Source organism: Wolbachia pipientis (genome assembly GCF_030373985.1).
Taxonomy (GTDB): Bacteria; Pseudomonadota; Alphaproteobacteria; order Rickettsiales; family Anaplasmataceae; genus Wolbachia; species Wolbachia pipientis_D.
Genome location: NZ_JAUCRB010000003.1, coordinates 129942 through 147393 on the forward strand (window position 1 = coordinate 129942; position 17452 = coordinate 147393).

21 protein-coding genes are annotated in these 17452 nt (G+C 34.5%); 9 read left to right on the forward strand and 12 right to left on the reverse strand.

Translation table 11 applies throughout. From position 1 onward, the window contains the following. Nucleotides 1–74 precede the first annotated feature (74 nt). The gene (locus QUS22_RS03740) at nucleotides 75–302 is read right to left on the reverse strand and encodes a hypothetical protein (protein WP_289513657.1); all 228 of its coding nucleotides are present in this window, start codon (nucleotides 300–302) and stop codon (nucleotides 75–77) included. Nucleotides 303–381: 79 nt separating this feature from the next. Between QUS22_RS03740 and QUS22_RS03745 the strand changes: the two genes are divergently transcribed. The 4 genes from QUS22_RS03745 (at nucleotide 382) to QUS22_RS03760 (ending at nucleotide 4580) form a co-directional block, all read left to right on the forward strand. Continuing rightward, nucleotides 382–642 carry a hypothetical protein gene (locus QUS22_RS03745; RefSeq protein WP_289513658.1) on the forward strand — a complete coding sequence of 87 codons (261 nt, stop codon included), beginning with the start codon at nucleotides 382–384 and terminating at the stop codon, nucleotides 640–642. A 660-nt stretch (nucleotides 643–1302) separates the two neighbouring features. Further along, nucleotides 1303–1803, forward strand: coding sequence for an NADH-quinone oxidoreductase subunit NuoE (gene nuoE / locus QUS22_RS03750; protein WP_289513659.1), 501 nt, complete (start codon nucleotides 1303–1305; stop codon nucleotides 1801–1803). Beyond that, nucleotides 1804–3015 (forward strand): tRNA guanosine(34) transglycosylase Tgt, encoded by a 1212-nt coding sequence (gene tgt / locus QUS22_RS03755; protein WP_289513660.1) that lies wholly within the window; start codon nucleotides 1804–1806, stop codon nucleotides 3013–3015. Between the two features lie 68 nt (nucleotides 3016–3083). Continuing rightward, on the forward strand, nucleotides 3084–4580 hold the full coding sequence (locus QUS22_RS03760; RefSeq protein ID WP_289513661.1) for a proton-conducting transporter transmembrane domain-containing protein: 1497 nt from the start codon (nucleotides 3084–3086) through the stop codon (nucleotides 4578–4580). Nucleotides 4581–4624: 44 nt separating this feature from the next. Here the strand turns inward: QUS22_RS03760 and QUS22_RS03765 are convergent, their stop codons facing one another. Continuing rightward, nucleotides 4625–5518 carry an FKBP-type peptidyl-prolyl cis-trans isomerase gene (locus QUS22_RS03765; protein WP_289513662.1) on the reverse strand — a complete coding sequence of 298 codons (894 nt, stop codon included), beginning with the start codon at nucleotides 5516–5518 and terminating at the stop codon, nucleotides 4625–4627. Further along, nucleotides 5511–6311 (reverse strand): polyprenyl synthetase family protein, encoded by an 801-nt coding sequence (locus tag QUS22_RS03770; protein ID WP_289513663.1) that lies wholly within the window; start codon nucleotides 6309–6311, stop codon nucleotides 5511–5513. The genes QUS22_RS03765 and QUS22_RS03770 overlap by 8 nt, the downstream gene beginning before the upstream one ends. A 151-nt stretch (nucleotides 6312–6462) precedes the next feature. Between QUS22_RS03770 and acpP the strand changes: the two genes are divergently transcribed. The 3 genes from acpP to QUS22_RS03785 all read left to right on the forward strand — a co-directional run bounded on the left by acpP (nucleotide 6463) and on the right by QUS22_RS03785 (nucleotide 9315). Further along, entirely contained in the window at nucleotides 6463–6726 is a 264-nt protein-coding gene (gene acpP, locus QUS22_RS03775) for an acyl carrier protein (RefSeq protein ID WP_289513664.1), read from the forward strand. A 6-nt stretch (nucleotides 6727–6732) separates the two neighbouring features. Next, nucleotides 6733–7998: a beta-ketoacyl-ACP synthase II gene (fabF, locus tag QUS22_RS03780; protein WP_289513665.1), complete on the forward strand. Its 1266-nt coding sequence runs from the start codon at nucleotides 6733–6735 to the stop codon at nucleotides 7996–7998. A 387-nt stretch (nucleotides 7999–8385) separates the two neighbouring features. Further along, nucleotides 8386–9315, forward strand: a complete 930-nt coding sequence (locus QUS22_RS03785; protein ID WP_289513666.1) for an AEC family transporter — start codon at nucleotides 8386–8388, stop codon at nucleotides 9313–9315. 65 nt (nucleotides 9316–9380) lie between these two features. On the opposite strand, the gene gatA is transcribed toward QUS22_RS03785, so the two are convergent. The 3 genes from gatA to smpB form a co-directional block, all read right to left on the reverse strand. After that, on the reverse strand, nucleotides 9381–10850 hold the full coding sequence (gene gatA / locus QUS22_RS03790; protein ID WP_289513667.1) for an Asp-tRNA(Asn)/Glu-tRNA(Gln) amidotransferase subunit GatA: 1470 nt from the start codon (nucleotides 10848–10850) through the stop codon (nucleotides 9381–9383). An 828-nt stretch (nucleotides 10851–11678) separates the two neighbouring features. After that, the gene (gene lgt / locus QUS22_RS03795) at nucleotides 11679–12473 is read right to left on the reverse strand and encodes a prolipoprotein diacylglyceryl transferase (RefSeq protein ID WP_289513668.1); all 795 of its coding nucleotides are present in this window, start codon (nucleotides 12471–12473) and stop codon (nucleotides 11679–11681) included. A gap of 6 nt (nucleotides 12474–12479) precedes the next feature. Beyond that, a complete protein-coding gene (gene smpB / locus QUS22_RS03800; protein ID WP_289513727.1) occupies nucleotides 12480–12929 on the reverse strand; it encodes an SsrA-binding protein SmpB in 450 nt (149 codons plus the stop codon). Between the two features lie 185 nt (nucleotides 12930–13114). Between smpB and QUS22_RS03805 the strand changes: the two genes are divergently transcribed. After that, a complete protein-coding gene (locus tag QUS22_RS03805; RefSeq protein WP_289513669.1) occupies nucleotides 13115–13297 on the forward strand; it encodes a hypothetical protein in 183 nt (60 codons plus the stop codon). Between the two features lie 18 nt (nucleotides 13298–13315). After that, the gene (locus QUS22_RS03810; RefSeq protein WP_289513670.1) at nucleotides 13316–13492 is read left to right on the forward strand and encodes a hypothetical protein; all 177 of its coding nucleotides are present in this window, start codon (nucleotides 13316–13318) and stop codon (nucleotides 13490–13492) included. A gap of 855 nt (nucleotides 13493–14347) precedes the next feature. Here QUS22_RS03810 and QUS22_RS03815 read toward each other — a convergent pair. The 6 genes from QUS22_RS03815 to QUS22_RS03840 form a co-directional block, all read right to left on the reverse strand. Further along, nucleotides 14348–14938, reverse strand: a complete 591-nt coding sequence (locus tag QUS22_RS03815) for a CvpA family protein (protein ID WP_289513671.1) — start codon at nucleotides 14936–14938, stop codon at nucleotides 14348–14350. Between the two features lie 55 nt (nucleotides 14939–14993). Beyond that, on the reverse strand, nucleotides 14994–15590 hold the full coding sequence (locus QUS22_RS03820; RefSeq protein ID WP_289513672.1) for a riboflavin synthase: 597 nt from the start codon (nucleotides 15588–15590) through the stop codon (nucleotides 14994–14996). Between the two features lie 67 nt (nucleotides 15591–15657). Beyond that, entirely contained in the window at nucleotides 15658–15987 is a 330-nt protein-coding gene (locus QUS22_RS03825; RefSeq protein WP_289513673.1) for a hypothetical protein, read from the reverse strand. A 78-nt stretch (nucleotides 15988–16065) separates the two neighbouring features. Continuing rightward, the gene (locus tag QUS22_RS03830) at nucleotides 16066–16554 is read right to left on the reverse strand and encodes a hypothetical protein (RefSeq protein ID WP_289513674.1); all 489 of its coding nucleotides are present in this window, start codon (nucleotides 16552–16554) and stop codon (nucleotides 16066–16068) included. A 1-nt stretch (nucleotide 16555) separates the two neighbouring features. Further along, entirely contained in the window at nucleotides 16556–16852 is a 297-nt protein-coding gene (locus QUS22_RS03835; protein WP_289513675.1) for a hypothetical protein, read from the reverse strand. A 7-nt stretch (nucleotides 16853–16859) separates the two neighbouring features. Next, entirely contained in the window at nucleotides 16860–17045 is a 186-nt protein-coding gene (locus tag QUS22_RS03840; protein ID WP_289513676.1) for a hypothetical protein, read from the reverse strand. Nucleotides 17046–17452 lie beyond the last annotated feature (407 nt).

The following is a 17452-nucleotide window of genomic DNA, read 5'->3' on the forward strand; positions in this document are numbered from 1 at the left end:
TACTTTAAAGAGGTGCTGCAGATTTTTTAATGTTCAGGTTAACGACTATGCAAATTTCCGTGGTAAGTTGATCTTTACTCTATTTTTATGCTGGAGATTAAAGATTGACTTACCGAAGTTTTGAAAAAAGTACATAACTTTGAGCCACCGGAAACTTGGACTAGGTTGACGGTTAACAACAACCACCCTAAGTACATAGAGTTTTCGGGATTCTCAGCTTCAGATATATTTCTCTTTCTTAATAAAAGAGATGGATGGTTTCTTGATTCACTCTTTTCTGACAATGCTATTGAATAGCACATTTCTCATGAATTTACTCATTGTGTTCAGTTTCTCAAGTTTTACCAACCAGTAATTGAAGGTTTATCACCGAAACTTCAATTGCCAGTTTTTGAGGGAAGTGCGGACTTTATAGTGTGTGAGAAAACATGCGATGGACTTAAAAAAAATTCTATATGTAAATCTCGTTTCAAGCAGGGGATTGACAAGGTTAAGTCTGAAAATTTAAGTTTATACAATATGTATTATGGTTATTATGATCAAACAAATAATAATACTTATAAGACGGGAGTTGTAGTATCAAAATTTTTGAATGATCAGCATACGAAGATGATCGTTAAACAATTTGACTGTACTGGATAAGGAGATTATAAGTGTCACCATGGTTTGCAAGTCGAAATATGGGAAATAAGTAGCAGTGAAGAATTCACATACAGGGTGGATAACCAATACTACTCTAGAGATAATATGATACTATAGAGCGCTATTTCTCGAAAAACCAACAATAGATTTTGCATAGTTTTGGCAGTATGCCTGGGTATCCAGCCATCATTTAGGTGGCGGTAGAAACAAAAAAGTTGCTTGACAAATTTTGACAGCCTTTTGTTCTTATAAGAACAAGGATTTTTGTGACTCTAAAATTTGTTTTTGATCTGCACATTTAATGACAAAATTCAGTAAAAAACTGAAGGTATTTTTTGGCGGATTACGTCAAATTATTGGGGCTGTATGTCTTTTAAATTTTTTCTACATTCAGCCAAATCGCGCTTAAACTGAGCGCTAGCAAATTATTACAGCGCCAATTTAAGGTATTAGAGACCAAAACTCGCTGCTCTGGGTTTCTTTTGCCTTTTATTTAGTAAATTTCTTAATGTTTGTAGCTAGAGCAATTTAAGAGCATGCAGCATTACAAAGAATGTCAATATTTTAAATAATTACTTTTTTTCTAGGTTATGCAAGAAGTCTAATTGCAATTGTTAGCTCTTTAAGTATAATCTGTTGAGATTTACGTAAGCTTTAAGAATGATAGAAAAAGAGGAGCAGTTTAACTTTACATCAGATAATCTCAAGAAAGCAAAAAAGTTTATGGATATGTACCCAAAAGGTAGAGAGGGTAGTGCTGTTATGCCTCTACTATATCTGGTTCAAGAGCAATGTGGATGGGTTTCTGAATCTGCCATGCGCTACGTTGCTGACATGCTGCATATTCCACATATTCGTGTCTATGAAGTGGCAAATTTTTACACCATGTACAATTTAAAACCGGTGGGTAAATATCTGATACAAATTTGTAGAACAACTCCTTGCTGGTTATGCAGTAGCGAAGAAGTTCTGGGTGCCTTTAAAGAGAAACTCAGAATCAATATCGGTGAGACCACTAAGGACGATCTGTTTACTTTAAAAGAGGTTGAATGTCTTGGTGCATGCGTTAATGCTCCAGTTGTGCAGATCAATAACGATTTTTATGAAAATCTTACCCCTGAAAAAGTGGAAAATATCATAGCAGAACTTTCAAGTAAATAGATGGATGAAAAGTTCTCATTTAAGATAACCAAGCAATCTAGCTCTGCAAGAGTTGGCACGATTGAAACTCCCAATGGAAACATAGAAACACCTGCATTTATATTTTGTGCAACAAAAGCTGCAGTTAAGGCTGCAGATATCGAGAGAATCAGTGAGGCAGGTACCCAGATAATACTTTCCAACACCTATCACCTAATGCTCCAACCGGGAGAGGATACTGTTGCAAAACTCGGTGGTCTGCACAAAATGATGGGATGGAATGGGCCAATGTTGACTGACTCTGGTGGATATCAGATATTTAGCTTGGGGCACGGATCAGTTTCGGAAGAGATAAAGGGAATAAGAAAGAAAAAAAAAACTCTAATCAAAATCAATGAAGATGGGGCAATGTTTCGTTCTTATATCAATGGTAAAACTTATTGTCTAACTCCTGAAAAATCTATACAAATTCAACAAAAATTAGGTGCAGATTTAATCTTAGTTTTAGATGAATGCACTCCATTTCATGTAAACAAAGAATACTCAGAAAAATCAATGCTTATGAGCCACAGATGGGCTGAGCGTTCTTTAAGTGAATTTGAAAAAAATAATGATGGCAGGCAAGTGCTGTATGGAATTAGCCAAGGCGGAGTATATCAAGATCTGCGCAGAGAAAGTTGTAGCTTTATCAGTAGTTTGCCATTTTTCGGTCAAGCAATAGGTGGGTCACTTGGTCAGAGTAAAGAGCAGATGTATGATGTAATTTCCTTTACTATGGAGTATTTAAAAAAAGATAGGCCTACTCATTTGCTTGGTATTGGTGGAATTGTGGATATCTTTCACGCAGTAAAACTTGGAATTGACACGTTTGACTGCGTGCATCCAACTCGTTTAGCAAGGCATGGCAGTGCGCTTATTAAAGTAAAAAATAGAGATTCTATTTCTTCGAAATGCAAAGAACATATTAATTTGCGAAATCAACAATTTGGGCTGGACGATAACCCAATTGAAAGTGACTGTTTGTGTTTTACCTGCAGAAAACATTCGAGAGCTTATATACACCATTTATTGAGAGCGAAAGAACTACTAGCCTACACTCTCATTACCATTCATAATGTTTTCTTTATGAATAAGCTAATGGAATCGATAAGGCAAGCAATATTAGATGATAGGCTAGATCAAGAAAAAAATGACTGGGTTGGTGAAATACAGTTAGTTAACTGTGAAGTATAAAAACATAGCGATTTTTTGTGATTTGAGTATAATCCTAGTTTTACCTAAGCAGAAAAATGAATCATTTAATGGACTATATCTTAGCTTTTCTTTCCTTACCATTTTTTGTTACTGAAAATTATTTGTTGATTACTGCACTGATTCCGCTGCTTGGCACAGTAATGATTTTTCTTACTGGCAAATGGCCAAGAGTAAGCAATGGTATCACTGTTGCTTCTTCTATGCTTCTCCTTATATATGTATGCCTATGTACCTCATATTGGGTACTTAATGATACTTCCCACTTTATCCTCATGGATTTTGGCAACAATTTGCATATTAGTTTAAAACTAGAGTCCACTGGGGTAGTATTTAGTTTACTAATATCATTTTTATGGATATTAACCAGCATGTATGCAATATGCTACATGAAAAATAACTATCCCGATCGTAATCACTCAAGCTTCTTGTGTTTTTTTTCGTTATCAATCAGCTGTACAATGTTTATTGCTTTTTCCGGTGATTTGCTTACTACGTTCGTTTTTTATGAACTCTTGACTATCAGTACTTATCCTCTCATCACTTATAATACAACAAATGAATCAATGATAGCTGGACGTTATTATTTTGGTGTGCTGTTTTTTTCCTCCTTAGTGCTGTTTTTACCAGTTCTCGGCCTCTTATATAATGAATTTCGTACTTTAGACTTTGTAAGCGGTGGAATATTAAAATTTGACACCTCATTTGTCACTTTCGCTGCAACGTGTTTTGCCATGCAGATTTATGGGATAGGTAAAGCTGCATTAATGCCAATGCATTTTTGGTTACCAAAAGTAATGGTTGCACCAACGCCTGTTAGTGCATTGTTGCACGCTGTTGCTGTTGTGAAATCCGGAGTTTTCATCATCATAAAAGTTATATTGTACACTTTCGGCATCGATAATCTTCAACGCTTTGCACAACAAAATTGGTTTGCTGGAGGATGGTTGCCATACGTTGCAGGATTCGCCATCATTGCAGCCTCACTCATTGCGCTAAAGCAGAAAGAATTGAAAAAATTGCTTGCCTACTCTACCATCTCTCAATTATCATATATTATACTATTCGCTTCAGTTTTTAGCGATTTTAGTGCAAAAGTTGCAATTTTTCAGTTAGTTTGTCATGCATTTGCAAAAATCACTTTATTTTTTGTTGTAGGCAGCATAATAACGAAAACAGGTGAGAAATATGTAGATAGAGTTCACGGCATAGGACGAAGTATGCCAATTACCATGACAGCATTTACTATAGGTGCATTATCTATGATAGGAGTGCCGCCCGCTCCAACTTTTTGGGGTAAGTTTCTCATTTTTCAAGCTGTTTTTAACTTTGGCAATGTAGCACTTGCTGTATTTATCACTCTGGTGTTAATTGTAAGCACTATACTCAATGCTATGTACTTTTTACCAATAATTTATAATGCGTTTTTCTTAAAATCTTCCCAGAATTTTTTCGTTAAAAAGGCACCTGTTTTTCTGGTTTTACCACCAGTTATCACTGCTATATGTACTTTTGTTATTTTTTTTAGTTACCAAGTAATGTTTTAAAGTATCCATGCCTTCTTACTTTTGAGTTTTCATTTTATTGTAGCTTAATCTAAGCTTAAATTGATTATTGAGACATTCTCTTCATCAAAGTCTATGTCTTCAATTAACATACCATCAGTAATGTTCAAAAGTTCCGGTGGAGAAATGATAGCTCTATTGTTATCAGCTCTCATTCCTACAACTCCAAGCTCTATAGCAAGCGGTACTTTTTTATCACCAACCTTGAATTGCATTGTTTGATTTTTGATCTTATATTCGCCATTATGCCTCATTACACTATATCTAACAGATATTTCGTCACCACACTTCACCTGTTTTCCAGTCTTGTTAATTAAGTCATTAAAAATCATCAGATTATTTACTAAGTCGGGATATTTATCTTTTACTTCGATTAGTTTGATGTAATAAGAGTCAAAATTCATTTTGTTATTATTAGCAATACTGTTTACAGTAACTACACGTTCTCCTCCTTCTTTCATACCAATTATTCCTAAACCCACCTCTTTCCAGCTTTCTTGACCTATTTTCAAGGTAACATCAGAGACTTGACCCGGAAGTGATGTTACTAGCCTATTAGGCATTTTATACATTTGTAACAGGACTTCTTGACCACATAGAGCTTTACTGCCATTGCCTTCTGTGATTTCATAAAAGTTTATCAAATTTTCTTCTCTTTCCTGCTGTGCTATTTCTTTTAAATACTCCGTCAACCCATGCTTTTCAATATAGCGGTCAAGTGCTGATTCAAGTATTGGCTTCACTAAGTAATATGCTAACGTCTGCACTAAACCATTATGAGTAGTATTTATCTCATAAAGCTTATCCTTTTTTTCTGGTTTACCTTTGTTTATATGGATGATGGTAAACACAAAAGCGTAAGTTAAAATGAAAATTATTACCACGGAAACAAGCAATTGTAATACAACTTTTCTAACCATCTTTTCTTACTTGATTTAATAAATCATATAAATAATCAGTATCTCCCGAAAGTTTGCTCAGATTATCCGAAGCTTGTTTAAAGAGGCTGTCTATATAGTTTCCTATTTCACTTTTATCAAGCACAGACATGAAATTGTTTATCTCTTCTTGTTTGTAGTCTTCAACATCATCTTTAGCTTGAAAGATAAGCCCCAAATTTATCCCGTAGTCATATAACACTCTACGTTGCTTATCTGTAGCATCTCCTATTATAGCACCTATTTCACATGAAACTGCAAATAGTTTCGCAGTTTTCATTAAATGAATTTCTTTTATTTTATCAAAATCTGTATCAATATCTAGAGTTTGTCCTCTTACCATTCCCTTAGCTCCCATCGCTTGAGAGAGTACTTTTATGATTTCACAGCGTTTGTTGCTGTTCTCATTTAGCGAGGATAGTACCTCAAAAGCTAGAGTAAGTAGTGCATCTCCAGCAAGCACAGCTGTTGCTTCGTTAAATTTTTTATGGCAACTTAGCTGCCCCCTGCGAGTGTCACTATTGTCCATACACGGCAAATCATCATGAATCAGAGAGTAGGTGTGAACAAATTCAACTGCCGCAGCAATTGGTATTGCTTTCTTAACTTCCACATTAAATACTCGTGATGAAGCTATTACTAGAGATGGACGTATGTACTTTGCAGGAGCAAGAAGCACATATCGCATAGCCGATATAAGTTTGTTTTGGCTATCTTCAGGTAAAAATTTATTTATTTCTGCAATAAGCAGATTTTTTGTTGCTTCATCTAACATTTTTGAGCTTGTTAACTCTCCAGCGTATGATGTTAAAGTTTACCTTAGCTAGAGTAGTAGAAAACTTTATAATAGTTTATCAATAATAAAAGGTATTGCAAATATGAAAATTTTCTATAACATTAAAGAACAGGTTATTTTTTGGTAGAGAATGAATAGCGAATTAGCAAAAAGCACTAGAGAAGACATAGAGGAGAAGGTACAAAAGATTGTGCTGGGGCACATTAGTAAGGATGTGGAGAAATTTAACAACTCTTCAAAGCTTTTAGAGCATGGCGCAGACAGTTTGGATGCAGTTGAGATAATCATGGCAGCAGAAGAAGAGTTTGGGATAGAAATTCCTGATGAAGATGCACAAAAAATGGAAACGGTGGGACAAATAGTTGAGTATATAATAAAAAAAACCAATAATTAGAATTAAATGGGCAGGAGAGTAGTAGTTACTGGTATTGGCCTAATTACTCCACTGGCAGCAGATGTTAAAAATACTTGGCTTAAGTTAATAGATGGTAAATCTGGGATAAAGGAAATTAGTAGATTTGATGTTCATGGCCTTACTTGCAAAATTGCAGGGCAAGTTCCCCTACAGCACGACAACATTGAGCATTTTTTTAACCCACTAGATTATATTCCTGAGAAAGACCTAAAAAGGACAGATCGCTTTATTCACTACGGTATTGCAGCAGCTATTCAGGCAGTAGACGATTCACTAATTTTGGAAAATCAAAATATCAATCGAGAACGCGTTGGTGTGTCTGTTGGCTCTGGTATAGGTGGTCTTCCATCAATTCAGGAAAATGTAATTAACATGCAGGAAAAGGGGCCAAGACGTGTTAGCCCATTTTTTGTTCCTGGAAGTCTAATAAATTTGATATCTGGCCATATCTCTATTAAATACGAATTTACAGGCCCAAACGATTCAGCGGTAACCGCATGTGCAACAGGTGCGCATGCAATAATAAACTCAGCAAGAACTATAAAATTTGGCGAAACAGATGTGATGATTGCAGGTGGATCAGAAAGTGCACTGTGTAGGGTTGGAATTGCAGGTTTTGCGTCTATGAAGGCACTATCAACTAAATTTAACGATAAACCCGAAGAAGCTTCAAGGCCATGGGATGAAGAACGTGATGGATTTGTCATGGGTGAAGGAGCAGGTATATTGGTGCTGGAAGAATATGAGCATGCAAAAAGAAGAGGGGCAAAAATATATGCAGAACTTACTGGATACGGACTAACAGGTGATGCTTACCATATCACAGCACCACATTCAGAAGGAAGAGGTGCATTTAAAGCAATGCAAATTGCCTTAAAGAGTGCGCAGATTAGTCCAGATCAAATTGGGTATATCAATGCACATGGAACTTCAACACCGCTTGGAGATAAAATCGAGGTAATAGCAGTAAAACAGTTATTTGGTGACTATGCTTATAAAATACCAGTGTCTTCAACAAAATCTTCTATAGGACATTTACTTGGCGCTGCAGGGAGCGTTGAAGCAATATTTAGTATTCTTGCATTAAATAATGGAATTACTCCACCAACTTTAAATCTACATAAGACTTCAGAGGGATGTGATTTGAATTTTGTACCATTTAAAGCTCAAGAGCATAAAATCCAATATGTGCTTTCTAATTCGTTTGGTTTCGGTGGTACTAACGCATCGCTCATTTTTGGGCAAGTATGATTGGTTCTACTGCTGATTGTTTATAGCTAAAATGTACAAACATGAAGTGCTTACTTTATAACAAAGGTAATGCCATTTTTTAGATTTTCTATCTTATACCGCTAGAGGTGTACAACGAAGCCAGGTGGAACTAAACTTTGATTTTTAGCAAATCTATTACTACTAAAGGATACAAGAAGCTTTATAAAAACTTAACATAATTTTATCGTAAAAATATCATTTTTAGATCTTGTTTAAAAGCAAGTTTTTAGTATCAAGCAAATCTTTCATAATTAACTGTGAGTTGGGTAAATTGGAAAATAAATTTTATTTACTTTTACAATATCTTAAGATCTAATGTCACTGTGTTAGTCAGCAATATTAAGAAGGATTACAACCTAGGCTAGTATGTTTTTTACCCTTTTTCTCAAAATATTACCTATTTACATTACAACATTTATTGGTTATTTGGCTGGAAAATATCTTAAGATTGACAGAAATACTATACCTCAAATACTCTTTTATATAGCTAATCCAATAGTAATTTTGTATGGAGTATCTCATACAGAGGTCAATTTAAAAGTAATTTCTCTGCCGATTTTGATATGGTTTATAGGTAGCACTATGTCCTTGTCAGTGTATTATCTTTCTTCTTTTTTATTTAAGGACAACACGAGAAACATATTGGCATTTAGCTCGGGCAGCACAAGTATGGGTTATTTTGGCCTGCCGATTGCTATGACTTTATTTGATGAAGATTCAGTGTCTGTATATGTTGTCTGTTATATAGGAATGGCATTGTTTGAAAATAGCTTAGGATTTTATATAGCCGCAAATGGTATCTATACCGCAAAAGAATGCATGTTAAGGTTGTTCAGACTTCCTTTGCCTTATGCAATGGTTCTGGGCTTTTTTTTGAGTATATACAATATACAAATACCCACCTTTTTGACAGATGTTATGATAAATATTAGAAGTACATTTATTACATTAGGAATGATATTACTTGGAGTGAGTATTGCACAAATTACAAATTTTAAAATAGATTGGAAGCTCGCTTTAACAACTATTACAGCAAAATACGTACTCTGGCCATTATTTGTTTTCGGAATTGTCCTTCTAGACAAACATATTACAGGTATATACGATGAGAGTATATATAAAGCACTAATGTTACTAGCTATTATTCCAGTTTCTGGATCCAGTGTAATACTTGCTAATATTTTAAATTATCAACCAGATAGAGCTACTTTGCTACTTCTAATCAGTACTGCAGTAGGACTATTTTACGTTCCACTAATAATATCATTATTTTTCACTAAACTTGTTCCTCTTTGATCAAAAACTTAAGTGATGTAACATTGAACATACTTGCTATTCGTTGAAGGACCTCATGCCGAAAATTAGTTATTTAGTTCAATTATTCTGCCGCAACTTTGCTCTATCACACTTGCTACATTTAATATACCAGCTTCATCATAATAGTTTCCGATTACTTGTAAAGCAAGTGGTAAACCCTCATTGGAAAGTCCAACAGGAATGGAGATAGCAGGCAGACCAGCTAAACTTGCTGGTACAGTGAAGACATCATTGATACACATAATTAGCGGATCTGGTTTTTCATTCAAGCCAAAAGCTTCTGTTGGGGCAGACGGAACAAGTATATAATCTATTTTTTCAAATGCTTTTATGAAGTCATTTCTGATTAATGCCCTAATACACTGTGCTTTTTCGTAATATTCATTGTAGTGACCTGAAGAGAGTGCGTAAGCACCAATTAAGATTCTTCTCTTTACCTCTTTTCCAAAACCCTTTGCTCTTGTTAATGAATACATTTCTTCGAGGGTATCAGCATCAGCCCTAAATCCATAACGCACACCATCATAACGAGCAAGATTAGATGAAGCTTCGGCAGAACAAACTAGATAATAGACAGGTATTGCATATTTAGTGTGTGGCAAGGTGACATCAACAACTTCAGCACCGTTTTCTTTTAAATCAAAAGAGACTTTTTCCCAACGATGGACAATTTCTTCTGAAATCCCATCCATTCTATATTCTTTTGGTATACCAATGAGCTTACCCTTGATATCACCATTTATAAAATTAGAAAATTTAGGCACCGGCCTTTCGCTCGATGTTGAATCTTTGCTATCATAGCCACAGATCGTTTCAAGCATTAATGCTGAGTCAGAAACGGAACGAGTGATGACCCCTGCTTGGTCAAGAGAACTTGCAAATGCAATCATACCAAAACGCGAGCACCTTCCATAAGTTGGTTTTGCTCCCACTACTCCACAATAAGCTGCTGGTTGGCGTACAGATCCACCAGTGTCACTTCCGAGCGCTCCGGCGCATAAAAATCCAGCAACTGATGCTGCAGATCCACCAGATGATCCACCAGGTACAACTTTTTCCCCGTCGCTTTTTCTAGTCCACACATTTTCAACAGGACCAAAATAGCTGTTTGTGTTTGCAGAACCCATGGCAAATTCATCCATGTTAAGTTTACCAAGCATGGCTGCCCCGCTTTTTAAAAGCAAGTCGGATACTGTAGATTCGTAAGTAGGAACGAAATTTTCCAGCATTTTTGAGCATGCTGTTGTTTTTATTCCTTTCGTACAGAATAAATCTTTAACACCAACTGGTATACCCATGAGTGGTGGGATTACATCGTCCTTTTGTTTTGAAAAATATTTGTCTGCTACTTTAGCAGCTTTTATTGCTATTTCTGGAGTTTTTGTTACAAATGCATTTAATTTCTCATTTTCGACTGCGCAGATGTGTGCCTCTACAAGCTCAGCAGCAGAAAAATCTTTCCGTTTAAGACCATCATGCATCTCTGTAATGCTTAGCTTTCTTAACTCATTCATTGATATACAATTTTCAGCAATACATTAATTATAACAACAATAAGCAAAAGATCTATACATTTGTAATTTCAGTTAGAAATATAGCTAAAGATTTACCGAAGTTGTTCTCATGCCAACACATAACCATCGTAAGTGATCTCCACTGGCGGTAGTATCTGAGCATTGGAACGAATCGGACCTAAAATTCATTAGACTTCTTGCATAAAAAAAGAAAAAAGCCAATTATTTTTGGCGTTTTTTATAACGCCGCGTGCTCTTAAATTGCTTTAGTCATAAATGTTAAGAAATTTCTTAAATAAGAAAAAAGGCAAAAGAAGCCCTGTGGTTGGCTAGTTATTTATATTTACTTTTAAATATGGTGTTTTTTTATTCTAAACGTTTAATAATCTCGACTTAGGCTCCTTTTAAGCTGTAGCTAATCTAAATTATAAACGTTAAGAAATTTACTAAGCAGAAAAAAAGGCAAACAAACCCCGTTAGCTAGTTATTCACTATCTATTTTATAATATTAGCGTTTTTTGATGTTTTTATACGTTTAATAAGCGCGACTCACAGCACTAGCTGATAATGAGACAACAATGTAAAAAACATGTGGTGCATGTAGTGCAAAAATTAAACATGTTACGCCAAGTAAGGTAAGTTTTTGTCACTTAATCTGCACAGACTGTAGCTAAGTAAATAGCTTCGATACCCTGATAAGGGGACTGGAGGAATTTATCAAGTAGTTTTTTCGTTTCTATTGGTGGTGGCTGGGGTTGTTATATGCCCGACATACTGCCAAAAACTGGTTTGTTAAGCAAGAAGTCTATTCTATTGCAATACATTTCTTCAAACTTTCTCTATGTTCGCATTAAATTTCAAATTTAACGCACTCAAATATATGATTATTCCCAGCAAAACCATAGGTATAGAAAGCAATTGCCCCATAGTTAAATCAAGCCATAAATAGCCAACTTGGTAGTCTGGTTCACGGAAAAATTCGACTACAAAACGCACTATTCCATACCATATGACTGCAATGCCAGTTAATGCACCATGATATGGTCTTATTCTAGTCAAGAAAAACAGCAAATTTATAACTGCGAAAAGTAGTAGTCCTTCAAAAAATGCTTCATAAAGCTGGCTTGGATGGCGCAGCAAGCTATCACCACTCTCTGGAAATACCATGCCCCATGGCATGGTTGTAACCCTGCCGAATAGCTCTTTGTTTATAAAATTGCCTATGCGGCCTAAAAATAATCCTATGGGGACCCCGCAGGAAATTAGGTCTAATGTGTAAAATATAGGAATATTATGTTTTTTACACGAAATTATTACCGCGAGCAAAACTCCTATAGCGCCGCCATGGAATGACATCCCACCTTCCCAGGTTTTCAATATCTCGATAGGGTTGCTTACATAAGAAGCTGGATCATATATCAACACGTAGCCAAGCCTGCCTCCAAGGATAATGCCTATAATAGTGGCTGTTAACAATGAATCATAAAAACTCTTAGTGAATATTTTTTGGTTATCCAGCTTACATAAATACCAATATGCAAACACTATACCCAAAACATATGCTAAAGAATACCAATATATAGAAACAGGGCCAATGTTGAAAATTACTGGATTCAAAGACATGTTTTGCTAAAAATTATTCTTAGACAATCTATTTTTTTCACGATCCCACTCTCTCTGTTTTATAGTTGCCCTCTTATCGTAAAGTTTTTTTCCTTTTACAATGGCAATTTTAGTTTTTGCTAATCCTTTGTCATTAAAATAAATTGAAAGTGGCACAACAGTTATCCCAGCAGTTTTGATATGACCAATTAATTTATTTACCTCTTTTTTATGCAGAAGTAATTTACGCTCCCTTTTTGGCTTATGATTTTTTAGGTTTGCAGCTTTATATTCTGAAATATGCATGTTGTGTAGCCATATTTCACAATTTTTTTCAATAACGTAAGCATCAGAAATATTTGCTTTTCTTTCCCTCAGTGATTTAACCTCACTGCTTAATAGGACTATACCTGCTTCAAATTCTTCTAAGATGAAATATTCGAACCTTGCTTTTCTATTTTCTGCAACAACTTCCATATTTAAAGTCATTCCTTCGAGCTTTAGTATACTACAGGATTTTTAACTTTTGCAGCAATGTTAAAAAATAGTGTTGTAGAACTCAAAAAAACTTCATGGATTAATGCTCTAATTGATATTTATACGTTGTTAACATAATTAATTTATAAAAGCAACAATGTTGTAATGGAAGAAATGTTATGGGAATGAAAAATACTAAAGATACTAGTGAAAAACATGTACCTTATAAGTCAGTATGTAAAGAGAGTTGGTTTGCAAAGGGAAAAAGAAAAAAGTTTTTCGACATATTGAAGAAAATAAAAAATCCTTTTAATCGACCCAAGAAATATGATTCAGCAAGTGATGATAAGAGTGAGTCAACAGATTAAGAAAGGGTTCTGAAGCTAGTGAAAGAAATAGTAGAAGGGAAAAGTATTGCCAATGCATTAAAAGAATCTAGTGACAACGCAAAGAAGATTTTAACAGCTATGATATCCTCCAATTGTTCAGGAATATATCAGGAGCTTGCACTAATGCACTTTGTCATATATCATAAAAATGATAAGCTGTCGATGATCTTTTAAAAGATGCTAAAGAACAAGGACTTTTAACGGAAGTGATTAGTAATAAAATGACAATAAAACATTCAGATGACTGGTAGAAACTTACATTCCACTTAATTGTGCCAAAAGATGCGAAAATGGTAATGCTCAAGATAAAATTTTGATAGTGGCTAGGGAAGAAAATATTACGTTAGATATCCTTGATGCAAAACCAACCGTAGGACAACAAATCATTCCCACTGTTATAACAGAAGCTGCTACAAATACTGAGCTGCTACAACTAATAACCCAGCTTCGTACGAAAACGATAAAAATGGCCTCGTTAAAATAACTATAGAACATAAAGGCATTTCGACCACTTCTGTAATTAATAATACCGAAGCTACTTATACACAAGTCGGCGTAAAACTGTGTAAAAATTTTAATAAAAAAGTGAAGATCTTGATAATGCCAAGATTAATAACGAAAAAGTGAAAAAGATAGTATAATTGCTTCAACAGAAACTTCTACGCAAGAACTAAGTGCTTTTAACAGTACAGATAAAGGCAATACTCTGCATTCTATTGAAACAAAACGACACTCCTATAGTGCACCTAGAAAAGAACATGCTGTAAACGAAAAGGAAAGGTCATTAACAAAAGTGTTGCAACAAAGACAGGCGATCATGGTTGGTGGTGCTGGTACAGAGTTGTTTGTAAGTAGTGCTGCACTTATGCCTCGAAAATGCATGTCATAGAGGTGATTGGGGGAATTGTTGGATCTGCTTGCATGAGTTTTACGTTATATAACATGATAAAGCCTGGTACAAAACTTAAGGAGGTAGAGGGTATAAAACATTTCTAGGAGTCACCAATTATCACTTCATCAACATGGGTATTACTCTTCTTTTCTATTATCTTCAGGCTTTTCTTGATCAGTTATTTCTTCGCCAATCTCTTTTATTTTTAGTATCAACGACTCTGGTACATACATATCAATTATGTTTTCTACTGTCGCAAACAAAGCCTGATAAGAGTGTGAATTTATTATCCAATTAGGTAGTACGTCTTCTACTTCTATTTTAGACTGTTTTTCTTTTTTGTCATATGCTGTGTAGCAATATAAGTGCACAGCAAAGAATAGTGCATAAGAAAGTAATATTCCTCTAAGCGCTCCGATAAAGATTCCAGTGACTTTATCCATTAATCCTAATCTTATGGATGCTAATATGAACATTAGCCAGTTATTTATTATCATAAATATAAGGTTGAGTATAATAAACACGGAAATTGTAGAAAGTATGTTCTGCGTAACTTTAGAGTCGAAATATTTACTATAATTTATAGTGAAGAAATCATAATGATTAGCTGTTAGAAAAACTGACAAAAACAGAAACATTAGAGCGCATAGTTCTTTTATAAAGCCTCTAGTTACTGAAATTATTATGCATAAAACAATAATAAAGATAATTAGACAATCAAAAAGCATATTGTACATTTATGATTTTCAAGATATAATAGTTACAAATAACAAAATTGTAAAACTAATTGTATTTATACTGCATCAGCTGGTCTAAATAACGAATAATCATGTCAACTTCTAAATTCAAGTTATCGTTCACTTTGTTATATTGAAAAGTTGTATTTTCCCATGTGTAAGGAATGACATTCACTGTAAATTCTTGGTCAGTGACTGAATTTACTGTAAGGGAAACTCCGTCTAGCGTCACAGATCCTTTTCTTGCAACAAATTTAATTAATTCTTTTGGGCACGATAGTTTAATTTCATGAGAACTCAAATTTTGATTGATTGCTAAGATTTGTACTGTCTTATCCACATGACCTTGAACCAAGTGGCCATCGATCCTATAACTCAGTCTCATCGCTTGTTCTAGGTTTATTTTTTTTCCTATACCCCACGCATTCAAGTTAGAAACTCTCATAGTTTCTTGAGACACTTGAACTGTGAATATACCATTGATTATGTTAACAACAGTTAAACACACACCAGAGCAGGCTATTGAATCTCCATCATGTATGGGGGATAAATTTTGTGCCTTGATATGGAAGATTTGATCAGAGTTGGAGTGAGTGGTAATATCAATCACAGTTCCGACATCTGTAATAATCCCTTTAAACATATAGTAAAAATAAATAATTTTACCACGAAAAATCTTTTAAAACAGCTTATTCCCATTTTTAGTAAGTTTAATTGCAAGAAGGAAACTTGTTTTCACCTACCTGTTCAGTAGATTTTAACGAATGTTCAGAGTATATAAAGTGAGCCAAACCCAAAACACATAATGCAATTAATATTGGTAGCCCTATGTTCAATGTTAACCCAATACTTTCACTTCCTTCTGGTGGCACTAACCCCTTTAAAACTGACGCTTTTCCTAACGGTAAATGCCATAGGCAGAGTATTGATATAGAAGCTGCTAACAAAAATAGACAAAAGTAAGTCTCTTTTGAGGAAAATACGTCTTTTAATAATGACTTGAGAGAAGCATTAGTAGCTGGTGGAGCTTTATTTGTCACTGATGAGGGATTTGTGTTTTTATTTTGTAAGGGATTTCTACTTTCATGAGAAATGCTTTCAGGTTGTGGAAAAGATTGTTATGTACGAATACCTGAAACTAATTTAAGTAATTGCTCTTTTTCTCTACATACTTGCCCTTGCAAATATTCTCTTGGAAAAGAAGACTTGACAGCTGGCTGTGGTATTTCCAGTATTTCTAATACTTTTGATATCTCATGTGAGTCTAGTACTTCATGTAATTGCTTGCCTTGAAAATAAACAATACTAAATAAAGAATTGAAAGCATCAAGAAAAGTTTCTGGATCTTGATTTTTATATTCACTCATCACTTCAACAAATATTTTATCAAGTTTCTTTCCTTTATGCTCACCCCGATTATCTATTATAGCTACTCTGACATAATTTTGAACTTGTTTTATGATAAATTGTCTTTCTTCTTCTGATAGTTCCTTGGTCTGCTTTTTTGATTTTTTTCTATTAGCTTTAAAATACTCTGTGTGCAGTCTGGTTGCACCCATTTCTTGATCTTTTTTTGCACATTCTTGATCTGAGGTACTGAATGACAAGTCAAAGGCATTTGTTGAAAAAAGAGCTGTATTTTACTGAAAAAGTTTGGTGGGCGGAAAAAAAACTAGGCCAAGAAGCATTTTTATGCATTGCAGCAACTGCTATTGAAACTTGTTTTCTTTTACTTGCTACATTATAGTCAAACGAACTTGACACAACTTGTTTGTTTTGCGCTTTTTCTTGCTGAACTGCACTTTGTCTTTTTTTGTCTTCACTTTCAGTTCCTTCTACTTGTAGCGTATCTAGACTTTGCTCCTCATTTTCAGTTCTTTCTGCATATTTTAGCTTCTCATTCAAAAGCGACTCAGTTTAGGTGCAAGCTATACAAGTTGATGTTGTTAACTTCTGTTTGTAGCATTATCGTTATTCCTTGAAGGAGGATTTCAATTGGAGCGTTACTTATGGATTCTTCTACAGTTTTATAATTATTAGCTTTACAGTGGTTATTATGTAATTCGCTGCTTTCTTTCGGTACTTTTATGTTAACCATGAAACTTTCTTCTTGAAAAAGGTGGATCTTAAAAAACCAACCAAATGTTTCGCTTGAGGTAATATTGTATCAGAAATATCTTCACCTGTTAATGTCAAAAGTTTTAGCTTAAATGAAAATACTTGTATATCATTTGTAACTCTTTTTGGGCGAATGGTACTGAGTTACACTATTTCATTAGAAAATACTTTACTTATGTCTTTAGACCTCTTTTCTTAGAGAACCTGGGTGAGTTCTCCACTGTATACTTTCTCTTAGCTTTAACGTTACTACTTTGCACAGTTGATAAGGTGAGTTTCTTAATATAAAGTTAAATAAAAGATATAATTAGTTAATAAATTAATGTTAGAGATAGACAGTCTTTCAGATTGTTGATGCTATGTAAGATTTCACTATAATGAAAGTTT

Bases quoted from the DNA above. Each gene is read 5' to 3' on its own strand.
- QUS22_RS03765 (WP_289513662.1), bottom strand. From the start codon at position 5,518: ATGGTTAGAAAAGTTGTATTACAATTGCTTGTTTCCGTGGTAATAATT.
- lgt (WP_289513668.1), bottom strand. From the start codon at position 12,473: ATGTCTTTGAATCCAGTAATTTTCAACATTGGCCCTGTTTCTATATAT.
- QUS22_RS03840 (WP_289513676.1), bottom strand. From the start codon at position 17,045: ATGGTTAACATAAAAGTACCGAAAGAAAGCAGCGAATTACATAATAAC.
- gatA (WP_289513667.1), bottom strand. From the start codon at position 10,850: ATGAATGAGTTAAGAAAGCTAAGCATTACAGAGATGCATGATGGTCTT.
- tgt (WP_289513660.1), top strand. From the start codon at position 1,804: ATGGATGAAAAGTTCTCATTTAAGATAACCAAGCAATCTAGCTCTGCA.
- QUS22_RS03820 (WP_289513672.1), bottom strand. From the start codon at position 15,590: ATGTTTAAAGGGATTATTACAGATGTCGGAACTGTGATTGATATTACC.
- QUS22_RS03815 (WP_289513671.1), bottom strand. From the start codon at position 14,938: ATGCTTTTTGATTGTCTAATTATCTTTATTATTGTTTTATGCATAATA.
- QUS22_RS03785 (WP_289513666.1), top strand. From the start codon at position 8,386: ATGTTTTTTACCCTTTTTCTCAAAATATTACCTATTTACATTACAACA.
- QUS22_RS03760 (WP_289513661.1), top strand. From the start codon at position 3,084: ATGGACTATATCTTAGCTTTTCTTTCCTTACCATTTTTTGTTACTGAA.
- acpP (WP_289513664.1), top strand. From the start codon at position 6,463: ATGAATAGCGAATTAGCAAAAAGCACTAGAGAAGACATAGAGGAGAAG.
- QUS22_RS03740 (WP_289513657.1), bottom strand. From the start codon at position 302: ATGTGCTATTCAATAGCATTGTCAGAAAAGAGTGAATCAAGAAACCAT.
- smpB (WP_289513727.1), bottom strand. From the start codon at position 12,929: ATGGAAGTTGTTGCAGAAAATAGAAAAGCAAGGTTCGAATATTTCATC.
- QUS22_RS03805 (WP_289513669.1), top strand. From the start codon at position 13,115: ATGAAAAATACTAAAGATACTAGTGAAAAACATGTACCTTATAAGTCA.
- QUS22_RS03770 (WP_289513663.1), bottom strand. From the start codon at position 6,311: ATGTTAGATGAAGCAACAAAAAATCTGCTTATTGCAGAAATAAATAAA.
- fabF (WP_289513665.1), top strand. From the start codon at position 6,733: ATGGGCAGGAGAGTAGTAGTTACTGGTATTGGCCTAATTACTCCACTG.
- nuoE (WP_289513659.1), top strand. From the start codon at position 1,303: ATGATAGAAAAAGAGGAGCAGTTTAACTTTACATCAGATAATCTCAAG.